We start from the raw sequence: 18,401 nt of genomic DNA on the forward strand, positions 1-18,401 counted from the left end.
AACAACCTACAAAACCCGGGGCGTCATCATCGTTTCATATGGCGTCGGTAGGCGCTGCCGACGCGGCCCTGTGCTTCGGCGGCTCTCTGGTCTTGGCTCTGCAAATTGCGTAGAATCGCGGCTCGCTCGGGCGGCCGTTGGCGTCACCCGGGAGTCGGTCACTCGCCGTAGCACAATGGATAGTGCACGCGCCTCCTAAGCGTGAGATACAGGTTCGATTCCTGTCGGCGGGACCAGCAGATACGACGAAGCCAGGCAACACGCCTGGCTTTTGTTTTTTGCCCGCACGAAACAACGAGGCCCGCCACATACGGGCGGGCCTATGGCTGCGGATGGCCCCGGGCCATCTAGGTCAGCACCGGCAGCGCTTCAAGCACGAGCAGCCCGATCAGCACCCCGATAATCGTCAGTAGCACGCGGATCCCTACTCGCGCACCTCGGATTACCAGTGGCGCAGACGCCAGTCCGATCACGCCCGCAACGCAAACGGCGAGCAACAGGTACAGGTTGGAGAAGGCCATCGGGAATTCCATCATCCGCCCCTTCCCGGCCGTGAGCATGGCCGGTCTTTTGAGTATAGGCCGCGGGTTCAACCGGGCAAGCGGCGGCGCGGGCACATACATCAGTGGCGCCGGTATTTTTGCGCACTGCAAAAATACGTGCTATAGTTCGTGGCTTGGCTGCTTACTGCCGTATTTTTCGGTCCGCGGTGGGTCGATGGCTGGTATCAAAATCAGTGTCATCGCCAGAATCCCCGTCCGTTGCATGCATGCGCAGCCGATTGCCATTGTGCTTGGCATCGTCTCCGATCTCCCGCGTGGATTCACATCACGCCGAAGGGACCGCCGCCCCACCTCGCTGACCTGTTCAGCTTGAGGCCGGCCCACTCCCCCGCCTGTCCGTTCTGCAGCCCGTCTGTCGAACCGGCCTTATCCGATTGGCGCCGACGCCCGTGATTAACCGGTCGCCGTATCCCATTTCCGTCGTCTGCATCCGTTGATGTAGCGGCGCGGCAGCCTTACTACCTATTCGACATGACGCAGCCTCAAGACGGCAGCGGCGCTATTGCGCACGCTGAAACCAGCAACACCAATACCGAGAACCTCATCGCCGAAACCGCGACCCGTGCCAGCGCCTTTGCTGCACTGGGCCTGGACGACCGCATCGTCCGTGCGCTGGGTGAAGTGAACTACACCACGCCGACGCCAGTTCAGGCGCAAGCCATTCCGGCCTGCCTGTCGGGCCGCGACCTGCTGGTCACGAGCCAGACCGGTTCGGGCAAGACCGCCGCGTTCATTCTGCCGGCCATCCAGCGCATCAGCGAGCAGCCTGAGCCGCAGCGGCCGCGCATGGACGGCCCGCCGCAACGCATGAAGGGCCGCCGCCCCCGCCCGGCACCGGCCAAGCCGTCGCTGCTGGTGCTCACGCCCACGCGCGAACTGGCCCTGCAAGTAACCACCGCCACCGCACAATACGGCCGTCATCTGCGCCGCATTGTCTGCGCGAGCATCTTGGGCGGCATGCCCTACCCGAAGCAGCTCGACATGCTGGCACGCATGCCGGACATCATCATCGCCACGCCGGGCCGCCTGCTGGACCACATCGACTCGGGCCGCATCGACCTGTCGGCACTCGACATGCTCGTCTTTGACGAAGCCGACCGCATGCTGGACATGGGCTTCTCGGATGACATCGAAGCCATCGTCGGCGCCACGCCGGCCACGCGCCAGATGCTGATGTTCTCGGCAACGATGGACCGCCGCATCGAGCAACTGGCCGAGCGCATGATGCGCGAGCCGCAGCGTATCGAAATCGCCGCCGCGAAAATCGACCAAAGCAACATCGAAGAGCGCCTGCACTTCACCGACGACATGTCGCACAAGCAGCAGCTACTGGATCACCTGCTGCGCGATGCGTCGCTCAAGCAAGCCATCGTCTTCACGGCGACCAAGCGTGATGCCGATTCGCTGGCCGAACGCCTGACCGAGCACGGTTTCTCCGCTGGCGCGTTGCACGGCGACATGCATCAGGGCGCACGTAACCGTACGCTGACGGCGCTGCGCCGCGGCCAGTTGCGCGTGCTGGTGGCCACCGACGTGGCGGCCCGCGGCATCGACGTGCCGGACATCACGCACGTGGTCAACTTCGACCTGCCCAAGCAAGCTGAAGATTATGTGCACCGCATCGGCCGTACGGGCCGCGCGGGCCGCAGCGGCATCGCCATTAATCTGGTGAACCACAACGACACGTTCCAATGGCGCCGTATCGAGCGCTTCGTTGATCGCCGCATCGACGCATCGGTGGTTGAGGGCCTGGAGCCGAAGCGCTCGGCCAAGCCCCGCACTGGTGGCCCGCGTGCCGGCGGCGACCGTGGCGGCTACCGTGGAAACGGTGGTAACGGCGGCGGTTATCGCGGCCAGCGTGAAGGCTACGGCGCACGCCAAGGCGGCAACGGTGGCAATAGCGGCAACAACGAAGGCCGCTTCCAACGCAGCTTCGGCGGCGACCGCGACGGCTTTGCTCCGCGCCGCGACGACCGCAACGGCAACGGCGGCGGCTACCAAGGCGCCCAACGCGAATGGAACCGCGACGACCGCGCCCCGCGTCCGTCGTATGGCCAAGGCCAGCAAAACCGTGGCGACTGGCAACAACGCCCCGCGCGTACGCAAGGCACGCAAGACGGCAACCGTGGCTACGGCAACAGCGCCGGCACCGGCACCGGTGGCGGTTATGGCAATCGTGATGGCAACCGTGAAGGCGCCGCCCCGCGTCGCTTCGGCGACAACAACGGCGGCAGCCGCTTCGGCGACGGTGGCAACGGCGCGCAGCGTCGCAGCTACGGCAATCGCGACGGCAACCGCGACAGCTATGGCAGCAAGGGCCGTTCGCGCGATTTCGATCGTTGATCGATGAGGGGTCATCTTTTCCGGATGGCCTTAGCAGACAGCCAACAAAAAACCCCACGTCTAACAGCGTGGGGTTTTTTGCTTCTTGGGCAACGCCGGTCAATCGCGACTCGACTTGCCGGTCGTGCCCGAAAAGGCCTACATCACAGCGCACAGGTTCGGAAGCCAACAAAGACGTCATCACGCTCCGGCAGCAGGAAGCCCCGGAAACGCGGGTGACGGGTGCGTTGCGGCGTATGTGCGGCAGCGCCTCGCACCGCCTGCATCGTCATGAAGTGCGGCGCCGACAGGCTCGCCACACGACCGCGCGGCATGCCCGGTACAAAATCCGGATACGGCTCGAACGGCGACGACGTCCACTCCCACACCTGCCCCCAATGAAAGCCGGCCCGACCCTGCACCGCGGCCATCTCCCATTCGTCTTCGGTCGGTAAGCGACGGCCGGCCCAGCGGCACCACGCCTGGGCTTCGTACAGGCTCACATGGCGCACGGGTTCGTCGCGGTTGATCGTACGTGCCTGACCGTAGCGCAGTGCCTGCCAGGTACGCGTGGCGGGATCGCGCTGCCAACCCAGCGGCGCTGATCGCTCCTGCATCATCAGCCACTCCATGCCGGCCGGCGACCACCATTGCGGATGGTCGTAACCGCGGTCTTCGATGAACTCCAGGTATTGGCCATTCGTGACCGGCTGCGCATCGATCTCGAATGCGGGCACATACGTGCGGTACGGCGGACACTCGTTGTCGAAGAAGAACCCATCGGCGTCTGGCCAGCCCATCTGGAAGCGGCCGCCGGGCAACGACAGTGTCTGCGCAGCCGGCACGGCCACGGCGGCCAGCGGCGGCTGGCCAGCGGGCTGCAGGCCCAACACCTGCAGCAGGCCGTGCAGATGTTCGGCGCGCAGGTCTTCGTGGAACACAGCCCAGCGGAACGGTTCGAGCGCCGCATCGTCATCACTGCCGAGCGTGGCGAGCTTGCGCAGCACGCGGTCGAGCACGTCATGCGCGTACTGCTTGATCGCGGCAATGCCGGGCAGCGTCAGCTCCCAGCACGCTTCTGGCGGCATGCGATCCATGTCAAAGAAGGCGTCGGCGCCATCAAGTGCGGCGGGCAGCGTAGCTTGCCACAGCGCCAAGTCCCACTCGGTACCGGCGCCGTCTTCGATGGTGTCGCTGCCGTTGCGCCGCGGTTCGCGCAGGCACCAGAACTCTGCAAACCAGGCCAGTTGGCCGAGTGTCCAGAGCGGCGGAGCGTGATGCTCCACGCGTTCAATCTGCCAGCCGCGCTGCGTATCCCCGAAGGCCGACAACAGCGCCAGCGTGCGGTTGCGCGCATCGACCAAGCTGTGCGCGATGCCCTGGCGCGGCAAGCGGCGGCCATCGGTCCAGTCGGGAAGCGATCCGATGAAGGTCGGATCAGGGAGCATGAAGAATTCAGCCATCGCGGCAAACCTCGGGCAGGAATCGATCCATTATCGCACCGGCCTGCCAGGCGCCGCGTTCGTGCCTAACGGCCTACGCTCGCATGGCAGACGGCAAAGTCGCCGCCGGTGTCAGTCCAGGCATGCAGATCCTCGAACCCGGCATCGGCAAACATCACTTGAAGGCTCGCCAAGTCGTATTTGACGGAGTTCTCGGTGTGCATGCGGTCGCCGGCGGCGAAGGCGCGGGCTTGCTTGTCCCATCGCACCGTTACATCGCGACGAGCTTCTAGGTGCATCTCAACGCGATGGGCTTCTGGGCGGTACAGCGCGACATGGCGCCAATCCCGCACGTCGAAATCCGCCCCCAGGAGCCGATTCAGGTTGCGCAGCACGTTCAGGTTGAACGCGGCGGTCACACCGAGCGGATCGTCGTAAGCGGCTTCGAGCCGTTGGGCGTCTTTGATAAGGTCGATGCCGATCAGCACGCTGTCGCCAGGCGCGGAAGCCTCGTGCAGGCGTGAGAGAAATGCCCTCGCCTCTTCCGGCGTGAAATTGCCAAGGCTCGAACCGGGGTAGAACCACACGCGGCGCCCGTCGCCCACGGCATCAGGCAACACCAGCGGTGCGCACAGATCGGCGCCAATGCCGACCATCGGCAATTGCGGATGCTGACGCGCAAGCCCACGCAGCGTATCGCGCAGAAAATCCGCCGAGATGTCGATCGCCACATAACGGGACGGCGCAAGCGTACGGAACAGGCGTGCGGCCTTCTCGCAATTGCCGGCGCCCAGGTCGATCAAAGTGGCGCCGCGACCTACGCGCATCGCGATCTCGGCCGCGTGCAGGCTGAAGATGGCGGCTTCGGTGCGCGTCGGGTAATACTCGGGCAGGTCGGTAATCGCTTCGAACAGACGCGAGCCGAGGGCATCGTAGAAGAACTTCGGGCTGATATTGGCCGCGGGTGAAAGCAGGCCAGCTTCCGCTTCGGCACGCAGGGCAGCGTCGTCTTCCGTAAAGAGCTGGTAGAAAGTCAGGCCCGCGCCAATAGCGTCGACCGTGGGCTGGGGCTGGATCAGACGAGCCAGCGCGCGGCGGGCATAGGCATCGGCGGACGGCTTGGTGGCCTGCATGGTGTCTCCCGTTGTGGGTGGAACGGCACGGTGCTGCATGGTCATGAGGGCCGTTGACAGCGAGAAATGTGCCATCGCGCCTATGCCATCACCGCACGTCGGTGACGCGCGGATGAAATTGCAGCGTAGACGCCGCTTTGTGACAGCGCCACCGTTCTTTCGCCGGAGGCTGCCACAACGCGGCATCGCGCTAATCGTAAAAATCACCCGCACCGCTGAAAAAATCACGCACACCTTGCTGCTAGGCCAACGTTGCGTTTTTGCAGCGCACAATCCGCTCGCTGCGATATAATGCGGGCTTCCTCAAAGGGGAGTAGCTCGGGGGTTCTTCAGCCCCAGGCACGATCGTCATGACGAAGCCCACGCTTCCGGTCGTGCCGGCACCAGCAGGTTCCTAACCTGTTCGTGTCGAGCAAGACCTTTGCAACCGGATTTCATGGTCTGCAAAGCGTCTCGCCCCAGCATTCCATGCAGTTCGGTCAACCGATTTTTATTGTTGTTTGACTTGGAGCCACCATGGAATGGTTGTCTGACATCTTCACCATGCAGTTTGCCGCCGCGCTGGCGTCGATCATCGTGATCGACCTCGTGCTTGCGGGCGATAACGCCATCCTCATCGCGCTGGCCGCGCGCAACCTGCCGCCCGCGCTACAGAAGAAAGCCATCATGTGGGGCGCCGCGGGCGCAATCATCGTGCGTGCGCTAATGACGCTGGCAGTGGTGTGGCTGCTGAAGATTCCAGGCCTGATGCTGGTGGGCGGCTTGGCGCTGGTGTGGATCGCATGGAAGCTTCTGGCTGACGACGGCCAGGGCGGCGATGAACACGGCGCGGGCAGCACCACGCTGATGGGCGCCATGAAGACCATCATCATCGCCGATGCAGTGATGGGCATCGACAACGTGCTCGCCATTGCCGGTGCATCGCATGGCAGCTTCCTGCTGGTGGTGCTGGGGCTGTTGATCAGCGTGCCGGTCGTCGTGTGGGGTAGCGGCGTGGTACTGCGCCTGATCGAACGCTTCCCGGTCATCATCTACGGCGGCGCCGCTGTGCTGGCTTATACGGCCGCGCACATGATCGTGGCCGAACCGGTTCTCAAGGCGTTCTTTGCCGCACAGCCGCCGCTTAAGTGGGCAGTGTATGTGGTGGTGTTCGTGGTCGTGTTGGGCGGCGGCTGGCTTGTCCAACGTCGCCGCCAACAACCCGCCTAAGCCAGGATCGGCTGACCGGCAAGCACGCGTGCCAGCTTGGCGCGATCAATGTTGCCGCCGGTCAGCGGCAGGCCGACACGCAGGCCCGCAATCCGCTCCCGCTGCTGCCATGCCCCCGCAAGGGCGGCGGCGGCGGCGCCCTCCGCCACGTTGTGCGTGGTAGAAAAGTACAGCCGAATAGCCTCCGCCACATCGTCATCCGTCACCGCAATGATCTCGTCGACGCCGGCGCGGATCACCTCAAGCGCCTTCGCATCCGGTGTGCGGCATGCAAGCCCGTCAGCCAGCAGCGTCGACACCGGCGCCGACACCACGGTACCGCTTGCAAACGACTGCTCGTAGCATCGGGCATGTGCTGACACGACGCCGACAATGCGTGTCGACAGACCCAACGCATCGCGGGCCCGCACCGCCGCGCAAATCCCCGAGCCCATGCCGATCGGCACGTAGACCACATCCAGCGGCGCGGCCTCAAGAAACTCCAGCCAGTAGCTCGCCACCCCGACGACCAGATCGTCGTGATACGAGGGCACAAAGTGCAAACCACGTTCACCGGCCAATTGATCGGCGAACTCGCGGCTTGCCTGGAAGTCATCACCCGCTTCAATAAGCTCTGCGCCAAGTGCACGCATGGCGGCATTCTTCTCCACGCTATTGCCATGTGGCACGACGATGGTGACGGCGATACCGTTCCCGCGCGCCGCCAATGCAATCGACTGACCGTGATTACCGCGCGTCGCCGCAATCACACCGCGCACCTCAGGCTCACGTTGGCGCAAGGCATGCAGATAAGTCAGCCCGCCCCGCACCTTGAACGTGCCCACTTCGGTGTGGTTTTCATGCTTAACCCACACCGCCGCCCCCATCGCTTCCGAGAGCAACGGCCAGCAGTACTGCGGGGTCGGCGCAATCGCCGCATGGACCACGTTGGCGGCTGCGCGAAGAGAGCGCAATTCGGCGGCACGGGTGGTCGAAGCCTGGGTAGCCATAGACGACACGGTGTTTCTCCGGCGGACAGTTGAAAGTGATGTGGCGATCTTGCCAGCGTTGCCTGCCAGGCAACATCGACAATTCTGCGCTTTGCCAGTCCTACCGTGCCGCTCATCCGGCCGGGCCAGTTTCCGGACACTGCCGGTACAGTCGGCGCCGCGCGGCTCACGTTACAATGCGGCTCACCTGATATCCGACGCCCCCGCCTTCTCGCCCGCGCTCGCATGAAGCCTTATCTCGACCTGATGCGCCATGTCTACGAACATGGCACCGACAAAGCCGACCGCACCGGCACCGGCACGCGCTCCGTGTTTGGCCACCAGATGCGCTTCAACCTGCAGGACGGCTTTCCGCTGGTGACCACCAAGAAGGTCCACATCAAGTCCATCGTCTATGAACTGCTGTGGTTCCTCCAAGGCTCGACCAACGTGCGCTGGCTGCAAGACAACGGCGTGACGATCTGGGACGAATGGGCTGACGCCGACGGCGAGCTGGGCCCCGTGTACGGTTCCCAATGGCGCTCCTGGCCGACGCCTGACGGTGAACACATCGACCAGATCGCCGAACTGATCGCCCAGATCAAGCGCAACCCCGATTCACGCCGGCTGATTGTTTCCGCCTGGAACGTGGCCGAGATCCCGCGCATGAAGCTGCCGCCCTGCCACGCGTTCTTCCAGTTCTATGTGGCTGACGGCAAGCTCTCGTGCCAGCTCTACCAGCGCAGTGCGGATATCTTCCTCGGCGTGCCGTTCAACATTGCCAGCTACGCGCTGCTGGTGCACATGGTTGCGCAGCAGACTGGCCTCGATGTGGGCGACTTCGTCTGGACGGGCGGCGATTGCCACCTCTATAACAACCACTTCGAACAGGTCGAGACGCAACTCGCACGTGAGCCGCTGCCGTTGCCAAAGCTGCACATCAAGCGTAAGCCTGAAAGCATCTTCGACTACCAGTACGAAGACTTTGAGATCGTCGGCTACCAAAGCCACGCTGCCATCAAAGCACCGGTGGCCGTGTAACCGTATGACCATCCTGACGCTCATCGTCGCCCGCGCCCGCAATGGCGTGATTGGCCGCGACAACACCCTGCCCTGGCGCCTGCCCGAAGATCTCGCCCACTTCAAGCGCACGACCATGGGCGCACCCATCGTGATGGGCCGCAAGACGTACGATTCGATCGGCCGCCCGCTGCCAGGCCGGCGCAACATTGTCGTCACGCGTAATGCCAAGCTCGAGCTGCCGGGCTGCGAGATTGCCTACTCGATGGAAGATGCGCAGCGTCTGTGCGTAGGCGCCGAGCAGATCTTCCTGATCGGTGGCGCGCAACTGTATGCGGATGCCCTCCCGAGCGCAGACCGCCTGATCGTCACGGAAATCGACGCCGATTTCGAAGGCGACGCGCACTTCCCCGCGCCCGACCCGAAGCTCTGGCATGAAGTCGCACGCGAGACGCACCACGCGGCAGCGCCCAACGATTTCGACTACGCGTTCGTTACGTATGAACGTCCGCCATCGGACGAGCAATAATCCCAGCAGACCATAAAAAACGCGCTCAGTTTCGAGCGCGTTTTTTATTTCGGCAGTGACGATTTATTCGCCGGCGATCGTCATCTGTTCGATCAAGATCGAGCCAGTTTCCTTCGTACCACGCACGAGCGCATCGGCTCCGATGGCAACGATCTGGCGGAACATCTCACCAAGGTTGCCGGCAATCGTGATTTCTTCCACCGGATACTGAATCACGCCATTTTCAACCCAATAACCTGACGCGCCGCGCGAGTAATCACCCGTCACGTAGTTCACGCCCTGGCCCATCAGTTCGGTGACCAGCAAGCCCGTGCCCATGCGGCGCAGCATGCCGGCAAAGTCGTCTTCTGGCGTGGTCTGGTCGGAGAACAACGTCAGGTTGTGCGAGCCGCCAGCATTGCCCGTGGTTTGCATGCCGAGCTTGCGCGCGGAATACGTCGACAGGAAGTAGCCTTCCACCACGCCGTTCTTCACCACATCGCGGCGCTGCGTGCGCACGCCTTCCTCGTCGAACGGCGCGCTGCCCATGCCGTTGAGGACGTGTGGGTCTTCCGTGATCTGCACATGCGGCGCGAAAACTTCCTTGCCCAGCGTATCGAGCAGGAACGTCGACTTGCGATAGAGCGCTCCGCCCGACACCGCCTGCACAAAGGCCCCCAGCAAACCCGCCGCCAGCGGCGCCTCGAACAACACGGGGCACTTGCGCGTTGTCAGCCGACGCGCGGACAAACGCGCCAGCGCACGTTCTGCCGCGTACTTGCCGATCGCTTCGGGCGCAGCCAGATCGTCCGGCGAGCGCTTGGACGAATACCAATCGTCGCGCTGCATATGCGCGCCCGAACCGGCGATCGGCGCAGCAGAAATGAAGTGACGCGAATACGGGTAGCCCGCCATGAAACCGCGCGACGTGGCCAGCACGAAGTGCGAATGCTGCGCCGAGATGCTCGAGCCATCGCTGTTGCGGATCTTCGGGCTTACGGCAAAGGCAGCAGCTTCCGCGGCGCGAGCGATCTCCACGGCGGCTTCCGCGTCGATCATCCACGGGTGATAGAGCTGCAGGTCTTGCGGGTGTTTCTCCAGCAGTTCTTCTTCTGCCAAGCCGGCACAATCATCGTCGGCGGTGAAGCGCGCAATGTTGTAGGCAGCCTCGACGGTGGACCGCAGTGCCGCCGGCGAAAAGTCCGACGTGCTGGCGTTGCCGCGTTTCTTGCCGAGCATGACCGTCACGCCAACGATCTTGTCGCGGTTCTGCTCGATGGTCTCGATCTCGCCCTTGCGCACCGTGACTGACAGGCCTTGGCCTTCGGAGATTTCCGTTGCGGCATCGGAGGCGCCGAGTTCGCGTGCAATGCGGAGCACATCGGTGGCCATCTCCTCGAGCTGTTCGCGGCGGTAGGCAAACACAGGGGCGGTCTTGGAATCGAGCGTTTGAGACATAGGCAATGGAGGGAAGAAACGGGTGCCGCGATTTTGCCAAAGGCAGGCAAGAACTGGCGAAAGTGCCCATCATAGCAAGATACAATGCGCGCCATGAGCCGAGCATCCCGACACAACCCCACGTATCTCCAACCCGTCGTGCGCACCGACATCGGTGACGAGGACGATCCGGATACGCCCAAGAGCAAATCGCAGCGCAAACGCGAGGTAAACGCCTTGCAAGACCTGGGCACTGCCCTGGAAGCGCTGCCCAAGGACAAACTCGCCAAGGTACCGCTGCCCGAAAAGCTGCTCGACGCCCTGCGCGAAGCCAAACGCACCACCGCCCATGAAGGCAAGCGCCGCCAGATGCAGTACATCGGCAAGCTGATGCGCACCTTGACCGACGAGGAAGTGGAGGCCATTCGCCGCGTCCTGGCCACCTTCGTTGGCGCCTCGAAAGCCGAAACCGCGCGCCTGCATGCCATGGAGCGTTGGCGCGACCGCCTGATCACCAGCGACGACGCCGTTACCGAGTTCATTGCAGCGCACCCGGATTCCGACGTGCAGGCGCTGCGTACGCTGGTGCGCAATGCGCGCAAGGAAACGCAGTTGGCCAAGCCGCCCAAGTCGTCGCGCGAGCTGTTCCAGATGGTCAAGCAGGCCCTGGCCGGCAATGATCGTGATGAAGACGACGCCGATCAACCCGAAGCCGAAGGCGACGACGCATGACAGCCCCTACCCGCTCCGCTCCGATCACCCGCCGCCACGCCGATGAGCTGATCGTCGGTTTTGTGTCGATTTCGGACCGCGCCTCGGCCGGCACGTATCAGGACGAAGGGATTCCCGCGCTGCGGGACTGGTTTGGCACCGCGATCTCATCGCCGTGGCAAGGGGTGGAGCGGCTGATTCCGGACGATCAAGCGGCGATTGCCGAAACACTGATCGACCTCGTCGATCATGTCGGCTGCGATCTGGTGCTCACCACGGGCGGCACCGGCCCGACGCGCCGCGATGTGACGCCCGAGGCCACGCTGGCCGTCGCCACGAAGGAAATGCCGGGTTTTGGCGAGCAGATGCGCCAGATCAGCCTGCATTTCGTTCCGACGGCGATTCTGTCGCGTCAGGTGGCGGTGATCCGCGAAACGCCGTCGCGCGCCACGCTGATCATCAACCTGCCTGGTCAGCCGCGCGCCATCAAGGAAACGCTGGAAGGCGTGAAGGATGTGGAAGGCCGCGCCACCGTGCCGGGCATCTTTGCGGCCGTGCCGTACTGCATCGACCTGATCGGCGGCCCATATGTCGAGACGCACGACAGCGTGGTCAAGGCCTGGCGGCCCAAGCACGCTGTGCGCCCAAAACCGCTGCAGGTTTAACGCTTACGGGGCCACCGAAGACGCCAGCGCTTCAGCGTCCGGCGTTTGCGGCACGTCGCGGATGAAGTGCTCGCGGTAATAGCGCAGTTCTTCGATCGATTCGATGATGTCTGCGAACGCCGTGTGCCGCTGGTGCTTCGTAAAGCCCTTGGCAATGGCCGGCTGCCAGCGCTTGCAGAGTTCCTTGAGCGTAGAGACGTCCAGGTTGCGGTAGTGGAAATACTCCTCCAGCTTGGGCATGTAGCGCGCCATGAAGCGGCGGTCCTGGCAGATGGAGTTGCCGCACATTGGCGACTTGCTCTTCGGCACCCACTTCTTGAGGAAAGCCAGCAGTTCCGCTTCCGCTTCCGCTTCGGTCGTGGTGGATGCCTTGACCTTGTCGATCAGGCCCGAACGCCCGTGCGTGCCCTTGTTCCAGGCGTCCATGCCGTCGAGTAGCTCGTCGGACTGATGAATCACCAGCACCGGACCTTCAGCAAGAATGTTCAGCTCCGAATCCGTCACCACCACGGCCACTTCGATGATGCGGTCGTTCTCGGGGCTCAGGCCGGTCATCTCCATGTCGAGCCAAACGAGGTTGTTATCGCTTTTCGCGGCAACGCGGCTGGGGGTGGACGGGGATGCGGCGGACGGGGAAACGGCGGTACTCACGGGGGTGCTCACTCAAGGGCCTTGAGAAAATGACTGAAGGCTATAATTTTCGCATATCTGATAGGTGTTTCCCCACATGCCCGCCTTTACCGCTGTCTTCCTGATCACCCTTGTATTGATGTCCGCCACGCGCCTGTGGCTGGCCGCGCGGCAAGTCCGTTACGTGGCGCGTCACCGCGACGCCGTACCTGCGCAGTTTGCCGAATCAATCACGCTGGACATGCACCGCAAGGCCGCGGACTACACCATCGCCCGCACCCGTCTGGCGATGCTGGAAGTGCCGGTTCAGGCCGCGCTGCTGATCGCCCTGACGCTGCTCGGCGGGCTGAACTGGATCAACCAGGCGTGGCTGGGCGTGTTTGGCCCCGGTTATGCGTATGGCGTGGCGCTGATCGCATCGGTCATCGTGATCAGCAGCGTGATCGAGTTGCCGTTTTCGCTGTACGCACAGTTCGTCGTCGAGGAGCGTTTCGGCTTCAACCGCATGACGTTCAAGCTTTGGCTGGCCGACAACCTCAAGGGCTTGGCCATCGGTACCGTGCTGGGTCTGCCGCTGCTGCTGGCGGTGCTCTGGCTGATGGGCAAGATGGGCGCGCACTGGTGGCTGTACACCTGGGTCGTGTGGATGGCGTTCATGCTGTTTGTTCAGGCCATCTACCCGAACGTCATCGCGCCGCTCTACAACAAGTTCACCCCGCTGCAGGACGAGGAAATGCGCTCGCGCATCGAAAGCCTGCTCAAGCGCTGCGGCTTCGCCAGCAAGGGCCTCTTCGTGATGGACGGCAGCCGCCGCAGCGCCCACGGCAACGCCTACTTCAGCGGCTTTGGCGCAACCAAGCGCATCGTCTTCTTCGATACGCTGCTAGCCCGCCTGAACCCGTCCGAAATGGAAGCCGTGCTCGCGCATGAGCTGGGCCATTTCAAGCGCCACCACATCACCAAGCGCATCGCCGTGACGTTCGTGCTGAGCCTCGGTGCGCTGGCACTGCTCGGCTGGCTCATGACGCGCACGTGGTTCTACCTCGGCCTGGGCGTCGCGCCCAACCTGTTCTCCGACAACCATGCGCTGGCGCTGATGCTGTTTTTCCTGGTCCTGCCGGTGTTCACGTTCTTCGTGTCGCCGCTGGCGAGCCTGTCGTCGCGCAAGGACGAGTACGAAGCGGATGCCTTTGCCGCCGAGCACGCCGACGCCAATCAACTCGTCTCGGCGCTGGTCAAGCTGTTCCAGGACAACGCATCGACGCTCACGCCGGACCCGGTCTACTCAACGTTCTACTATTCGCACCCGACTGCATCGCAGCGCGTGGAGCGCCTGGTGCAGGCCCGCACGGCATGACGCGCGGCAAACCGAGCCGCGCTCATAAGCAGGCCGCCACCGGCGAACACGGGCTCGTCATCGCCGCACACGGGCGCCATTACCTGGTGGAACGCGAGGGCGGCGGCTTCCTGCAATGCTTCCCGCGCGGCAAACGCAGCGAATGCGCTGTCGGCGATCGCGTGGTCTATGAAGCCACCGCCGTCGACCAGGGCGTCGTCGTGCGCGTTGACGATCGCCGCAACCTGCTCCACCGCTCCGACCAGTTCAAATCGAAGGTGCTGGCGGCGAACCTGGATCAAGTCATCATCATGCTCGGCACCGAGCCGAGCTTTTCGGAAGACCTGCTCGGCCGCGCGCTCGTCGCAGCAGAATCCCTCGGTCTCACCCCACTCATCCTGCTCAACAAGATCGACCTGACCGCTCGGCTGGAGACGGCTCGCTCACGCCTGGCGCTCTATCGAGACCTGGGTTACACCATTGTGGAACTGACGGTGCATGGTGCGCCGGACGCCGCGCACGCCGCGCTCGAACCGCACGTGACCGGGCGCGCTTCGATCCTGATCGGGCAGTCGGGCATGGGCAAGTCGTCACTGCTGAACCTGCTGATTCCGGGTGTGGATGCGCAAACGCGCGAGATCTCCGAAAAGCTGGATTCCGGCAAGCACACAACCACGTTCACACGGCTCTATCACCTGCCTACTGAATGGGGCCAGGGCGGCGTGCTGATCGACTCGCCGGGCTTCCAGGAGTTCGGTCTGCATCACTTGAGCGAAGGGATGCTGGAACGCGCCTTTCCCGAGTTCCGCCCGCGCCTGACCGAGTGCCGCTTTTATAACTGCCGGCACCTGCAAGAGCCCGGCTGTGGCATTCTGGGCGCGATTGCCGAAGGCAAGATCGATCCACGGCGGCACCAGCTTTACGCGCAACTGCTGCACGAATCGGAGCAACAGAAGCCTTGGTAACGGCTTCGTAACACGTTCGGGGGGCTGGGATGAAGTTGCTGATCAGCAGTTCATCGCTCGGCATGGCCGCACACTGGCAGAACGTGCTGGCTGCAGCCGGCATCCGCACCGAGCTGCGCAACATTTACCTAAGCAGCGTAGCGGGTGACGTTCCGCCGCAGGACTGCGCGGCGCAAGTCTGGCTCGTGAACCCGGAGCAGGAAGCGCAGGCCCGAGCGCTGATCGATCAGGCGCAGCACCCGCCCACCGGGCCGGCATGGCGTTGCGTGCATTGCGGAGAGAGTCACGAGCCGCAGTTCGCCCAGTGCTGGCGCTGCGGCAAAGATCGCGAGGATGCGGCCTGATTGATCGTTCAGCAGCTAGGCGAGCCGCATCAGCCCAGCCACACGGCAATCGACAGCATCGCCAGCAGCAGCATCCACAGCACCACCGCGCGCCACACTAGTCCCACAGCCGACTGCAGCGTGCGTACATTTGGCTCCTGCCCCACTTCCATTGGATAGGCGCCGTCTTCGTCGGCAATGCTATCGGCAGAATCGCGTTGTGGAATGGGCGTGCCCAGACGCACGCCGAGTGCACCGCCGCCGGCGGCCAGCAGGATGCCATTCACTTCATCGTTCCACTTGGCAGCGCGGTTGCGCCACGCGTACACGGCATCTTCAAAGTTGCCGACGATGGAGAAGCCAATCGCAGTCAGGCGCGCGGGGATGTAGTCGATGACGAAAAACGCCTGACGGGCGAATAGGCCCAGCGCGGGGCTGCGCTCCGTCGACGTATCGCTCCAGTGGCGAGCGAGGTATTCAGCGCCGCGATACAGCACCACACCCGCCGGCCCAATTGGCACCAGAAACCAGAAGAACACGCCAAACACGTGACGATGCGCCGCCACGATCGCGCATTCGAGCGTATGGCGGACGATCTCGTTGACGGGCATATCGGTCGTGTCCCGGCCCGACCATTCGTTGAGTAGCAGGCGCGCAGTGACAATGTCATCGCTGCGCAGCGCCTCATGGATGTCGGTGAAGTAGTGGCTGAACTGGCGGAAACCGAGCGTCAGATAGACCATCAGCACGTTCCACAGGAACGCCAGCCCAAGGCTGATCGACGACAGCAGATAGTGCACCAGCGCCACGACCACCACGGCCGGCAGCGTGACCACACACCAGGCGAGCACAGCATCGCGACGATGGCCCGTGTCGAACCATTCTTCTGCCCGCGCGGCCAGTGCGCGTACGACGTCGTAGATCGGGTTGTCCCGGCTGAGCGCACGGAACTGTTCAAGAATCAGCGCGCAGAGTACGGAGAAAAAAGTCATTGGAAGGGCGTTGCGAAGGCGTGGATCACGCCGTGGAGGCGATGTGCAAGACGATAGCACACAGCGTGCGCGCAACAGCGCACCTTCGGGCCCATATTCGCGCCGACGCTACGCTGCCAGCAGGTGATACAGGTTGCGCAGCATACCCGCCGTCGCACCCCATATAAAGTGATGACCAGAGTCAGATTCTTGGCCAGATCGCCCAGATCGTCGATAAGGCATCGCATAGAAACGACGCACACGGTCTTCCCACCGCAGCTCGCGCACTTCGTGGTTGGCCGGGTCCATCAAAAAGGCCAGCGGCACTTCAAACACCTCGGCCACTTCACTTGGGTCAGGCTGAAGTGTGAAATCAGGCACCAGCAACCCGACAATCGGGCTCACGTGGAAACCCGTTCCGGTGATGTAGTCAGGCAGGCGACCGATCACTTCAATGTGATCCGCACTGATGCCGACTTCCTCCATCGTTTCGCGCAGCGCGGTATCAACCATGTCCCGGTCAAAGTCCTCGCGCCCGCCGCCCGGAAAACTGACCTGGCCAGCATGTTGGCTAAGCGACGCATTGCGTTGGGTCAGCAGCACCGTCAGACCCGCTTCGCGCTGCACCAGCGGCACCAACACCGCTGCCTCGCGCAACTTGAGCGAGGCGTCGATCAAGCGGGATTCATCCGTCTGCTCCGGCTGCCAGTCGGGCGGCATTTGCAGCCGCTCGCGCACGAACTCGGCGGTCAGGCGCGCGACCCCGAGCGCAGGCAATGATGCCTCGGTCGGCACCACCGGCAACTGCTCAGGATCGAACACGGGACGGCGCATCGGATGGGAATGTATGGGTATGGGCCGAAGAAACATATGCGGTCAATCTTCCGCCGCAAAAGAGAAAAAAGGCACCCGAAGGTGCCTTTTCGCAACGCGCGCAGATTACTCCGCTACGGCTTCCTTGCGCTTGAAGGTCAGCTTCTCCTTGATGCGTGCCGACTTGCCCGAGCGTTGGCGCAGGTAGTACAGCTTCGCACGGCGCACATCACCGCGACGCTTCACTTCGATGCTCGCCAGCAGCGGCGAGTACAGCTGGAACGTACGCTCCACGCCTTCGCCCGAGGAAATCTTGCGAACGATGAACGACGAATTCAGGCCACGGTTGCGCTTGGCAATCACGACGCCTTCATACGCCTGCACACGCTTGCGGGTGCCTTCAACGACGTTCACGTTGACGATCACGGTGTCGCCAGGGGCGAACGGGGGGATCGTCTTGTTGGCCGTCAGGCGCTTGATTTCTTCCTGCTCGATTTGCTCGATGATATTCATCTTTTTCTCCTAGACCATCATGCCGGCGTTTTGCCTGATCGGTTGATCGCGGCCCCGGTAGAGGATGGGAACTTCACTTGGTCGAACCTTCCTGTGTGGAAGCCTCTGACCCCTTTGCCGTTATCGCCGCGGCAGCGAGGAAGACCTCATCGCTGCGGGACAACAAACCCTGCTTGCGCGCTACCTCGATCAGATCGGGCCGCTTGCGCATCGTATTCAACAGCGCCTGCTGGCGGCGCCACTTTTCGATCTCGGCATGGTGCCCCCCCAACAGCACATCGGGCACACGCACACCTTCGTACTCTTCCGGCCGCGTGTAGTGCGGGCAGTCCAGCAAACCGTTGACGAAGCTGTCTTGCACCGCCGACTGCGCATCGCCCAGCACGCCAGGCAATTGCCGCACTACGGCGTCGATGATTGCCATCGCAGCAATCTCTCCGCCGGAGAGGACGAAATCACCAAGGCTGATTTCCTCATCTACGCGACGGTCGACCAGACGTTGATCGATCGCTTCGTAACGGCCACACAGCAACGTGAGGGCCGGCAGTTGCGCCAGTTCCATCACCCGCTTGTGCGTAAGCGGCTTGCCTTGCGGCGACAGCAGCACCACATGCGACACCGCAGGCGCTTGCGCCTCCTGAATCGCGTCCAGCGCCGCTTCCAGCGGCTTGGCCAACATCACCATGCCTGGGCCACCGCCGTAAGGGCGGTCGTCCACGGTGCGGTAGTTGTCCGTCGTGAAATCGCGCGGGTTCCAGGTGCGCAACGTGTACACCTGCTGTTTGGCTGCACGGCTGGTGATCCCCCAATCCGTGAGCGCCCGGAACATGTCCGGAAACAGCGAGACGACGTCGAACTGCATCGCCGAATTC

19 protein-coding genes and 1 tRNA gene are annotated in these 18,401 nt (G+C 63.3%); 10 read left to right on the plus strand and 10 right to left on the minus strand.

Annotated features, from left to right (window positions below):
• Positions 1 to 161: 161 nt before the first annotated feature.
• A tRNA-Arg gene (locus tag ACEN9T_RS20065) sits at positions 162 to 236 on the plus strand.
• A gap of 111 nt (positions 237 to 347) precedes the next feature.
• On the opposite strand, the gene ACEN9T_RS20070 is transcribed toward ACEN9T_RS20065, so the two are convergent.
• Positions 348 to 536: a hypothetical protein gene (locus tag ACEN9T_RS20070; protein ID WP_012435166.1), complete on the minus strand. Its 189-nt coding sequence runs from the start codon at positions 534 to 536 to the stop codon at positions 348 to 350.
• Positions 537 to 1,034: 498 nt separating this feature from the next.
• Here ACEN9T_RS20070 and ACEN9T_RS20075 point away from each other — a divergent pair, with 498 nt between their 5' ends.
• Positions 1,035 to 2,906, plus strand: a complete 1,872-nt coding sequence (locus ACEN9T_RS20075; RefSeq protein ID WP_413706852.1) for a DEAD/DEAH box helicase — start codon at positions 1,035 to 1,037, stop codon at positions 2,904 to 2,906.
• Between the two features lie 143 nt (positions 2,907 to 3,049).
• Here ACEN9T_RS20075 and ACEN9T_RS20080 read toward each other — a convergent pair whose 3' ends face one another.
• Both ACEN9T_RS20080 and egtD read right to left on the minus strand, forming a co-directional pair.
• Positions 3,050 to 4,348: an ergothioneine biosynthesis protein EgtB gene (locus ACEN9T_RS20080; protein WP_092971647.1), complete on the minus strand. Its 1,299-nt coding sequence runs from the start codon at positions 4,346 to 4,348 to the stop codon at positions 3,050 to 3,052.
• A 65-nt stretch (positions 4,349 to 4,413) separates the two neighbouring features.
• Positions 4,414 to 5,460: an L-histidine N(alpha)-methyltransferase gene (gene egtD / locus ACEN9T_RS20085; protein ID WP_413706853.1), complete on the minus strand. Its 1,047-nt coding sequence runs from the start codon at positions 5,458 to 5,460 to the stop codon at positions 4,414 to 4,416.
• A 516-nt stretch (positions 5,461 to 5,976) separates the two neighbouring features.
• Here egtD and ACEN9T_RS20090 point away from each other — a divergent pair.
• Positions 5,977 to 6,669, plus strand: coding sequence for a TerC family protein (locus tag ACEN9T_RS20090; protein WP_092971649.1), 693 nt, complete (start codon positions 5,977 to 5,979; stop codon positions 6,667 to 6,669).
• On the opposite strand, the gene ACEN9T_RS20095 is transcribed toward ACEN9T_RS20090, so the two are convergent.
• Positions 6,666 to 7,667: a threonine dehydratase gene (locus tag ACEN9T_RS20095; protein WP_413706854.1), complete on the minus strand. Its 1,002-nt coding sequence runs from the start codon at positions 7,665 to 7,667 to the stop codon at positions 6,666 to 6,668. The two genes, ACEN9T_RS20090 and ACEN9T_RS20095, sit on opposite strands and share 4 nt — an antisense overlap.
• A gap of 216 nt (positions 7,668 to 7,883) precedes the next feature.
• Here ACEN9T_RS20095 and ACEN9T_RS20100 point away from each other — a divergent pair, with 216 nt between their 5' ends.
• Positions 7,884 to 8,678, plus strand: coding sequence for a thymidylate synthase (locus ACEN9T_RS20100; protein ID WP_413706855.1), 795 nt, complete (start codon positions 7,884 to 7,886; stop codon positions 8,676 to 8,678).
• 4 nt (positions 8,679 to 8,682) lie between these two features.
• The gene (locus ACEN9T_RS20105; RefSeq protein ID WP_092971652.1) at positions 8,683 to 9,186 is read left to right on the plus strand and encodes a dihydrofolate reductase; all 504 of its coding nucleotides are present in this window, start codon (positions 8,683 to 8,685) and stop codon (positions 9,184 to 9,186) included.
• Between the two features lie 63 nt (positions 9,187 to 9,249).
• Here the strand turns inward: ACEN9T_RS20105 and pmbA are convergent, their stop codons facing one another.
• Entirely contained in the window at positions 9,250 to 10,623 is a 1,374-nt protein-coding gene (pmbA, locus tag ACEN9T_RS20110; protein ID WP_413706856.1) for a metalloprotease PmbA, read from the minus strand.
• Positions 10,624 to 10,716: 93 nt separating this feature from the next.
• Here pmbA and yjgA point away from each other — a divergent pair, with 93 nt between their 5' ends.
• Both yjgA and mog read left to right on the plus strand, forming a co-directional pair.
• Positions 10,717 to 11,334 (plus strand): ribosome biogenesis factor YjgA, encoded by a 618-nt coding sequence (gene yjgA / locus ACEN9T_RS20115; RefSeq protein ID WP_413706857.1) that lies wholly within the window; start codon positions 10,717 to 10,719, stop codon positions 11,332 to 11,334.
• Positions 11,331 to 11,978: a molybdopterin adenylyltransferase gene (mog, locus tag ACEN9T_RS20120; protein ID WP_413706858.1), complete on the plus strand. Its 648-nt coding sequence runs from the start codon at positions 11,331 to 11,333 to the stop codon at positions 11,976 to 11,978. The genes yjgA and mog overlap by 4 nt, the downstream gene beginning before the upstream one ends.
• 3 nt (positions 11,979 to 11,981) lie before the next feature.
• On the opposite strand, the gene orn is transcribed toward mog, so the two are convergent.
• Positions 11,982 to 12,629 carry an oligoribonuclease gene (gene orn, locus ACEN9T_RS20125; protein WP_413706859.1) on the minus strand — a complete coding sequence of 216 codons (648 nt, stop codon included), beginning with the start codon at positions 12,627 to 12,629 and terminating at the stop codon, positions 11,982 to 11,984.
• A gap of 76 nt (positions 12,630 to 12,705) precedes the next feature.
• Here orn and ACEN9T_RS20130 point away from each other — a divergent pair, with 76 nt between their 5' ends.
• From ACEN9T_RS20130 to ACEN9T_RS20140, 3 genes are read left to right on the plus strand one after another with little or no spacing between them, the layout of a single operon-like run.
• The gene (locus ACEN9T_RS20130) at positions 12,706 to 13,965 is read left to right on the plus strand and encodes a M48 family metallopeptidase (protein ID WP_413706860.1); all 1,260 of its coding nucleotides are present in this window, start codon (positions 12,706 to 12,708) and stop codon (positions 13,963 to 13,965) included.
• Positions 13,962 to 14,909, plus strand: a complete 948-nt coding sequence (gene rsgA, locus ACEN9T_RS20135) for a ribosome small subunit-dependent GTPase A (RefSeq protein WP_413706861.1) — start codon at positions 13,962 to 13,964, stop codon at positions 14,907 to 14,909. The genes ACEN9T_RS20130 and rsgA overlap by 4 nt, the downstream gene beginning before the upstream one ends.
• Positions 14,910 to 14,938: 29 nt before the next feature.
• A complete protein-coding gene (locus ACEN9T_RS20140; RefSeq protein WP_092971659.1) occupies positions 14,939 to 15,253 on the plus strand; it encodes a hypothetical protein in 315 nt (104 codons plus the stop codon).
• A 29-nt stretch (positions 15,254 to 15,282) separates the two neighbouring features.
• On the opposite strand, the gene ACEN9T_RS20145 is transcribed toward ACEN9T_RS20140, so the two are convergent.
• From ACEN9T_RS20145 to trmD, 4 genes are all read right to left on the minus strand, one after another.
• The gene (locus ACEN9T_RS20145; protein WP_413706862.1) at positions 15,283 to 16,224 is read right to left on the minus strand and encodes a CobD/CbiB family protein; all 942 of its coding nucleotides are present in this window, start codon (positions 16,222 to 16,224) and stop codon (positions 15,283 to 15,285) included.
• A gap of 108 nt (positions 16,225 to 16,332) precedes the next feature.
• Positions 16,333 to 17,037, minus strand: a complete 705-nt coding sequence (locus ACEN9T_RS20150) for a CoA pyrophosphatase (protein ID WP_413706863.1) — start codon at positions 17,035 to 17,037, stop codon at positions 16,333 to 16,335.
• Positions 17,038 to 17,142: 105 nt separating this feature from the next.
• Positions 17,143 to 17,529: a 50S ribosomal protein L19 gene (gene rplS / locus ACEN9T_RS20155; RefSeq protein WP_045204485.1), complete on the minus strand. Its 387-nt coding sequence runs from the start codon at positions 17,527 to 17,529 to the stop codon at positions 17,143 to 17,145.
• Positions 17,530 to 17,602: 73 nt separating this feature from the next.
• Entirely contained in the window at positions 17,603 to 18,391 is a 789-nt protein-coding gene (gene trmD / locus ACEN9T_RS20160; RefSeq protein ID WP_413706864.1) for a tRNA (guanosine(37)-N1)-methyltransferase TrmD, read from the minus strand.
• Between the last annotated feature and the right edge of the window lie 10 nt (positions 18,392 to 18,401).

The sequence above is a fragment of the Ralstonia sp. Ralssp110 genome (assembly GCF_047325135.1).
Classification (GTDB): Bacteria; Pseudomonadota; Gammaproteobacteria; order Burkholderiales; family Burkholderiaceae; genus Ralstonia; species Ralstonia mojiangensis.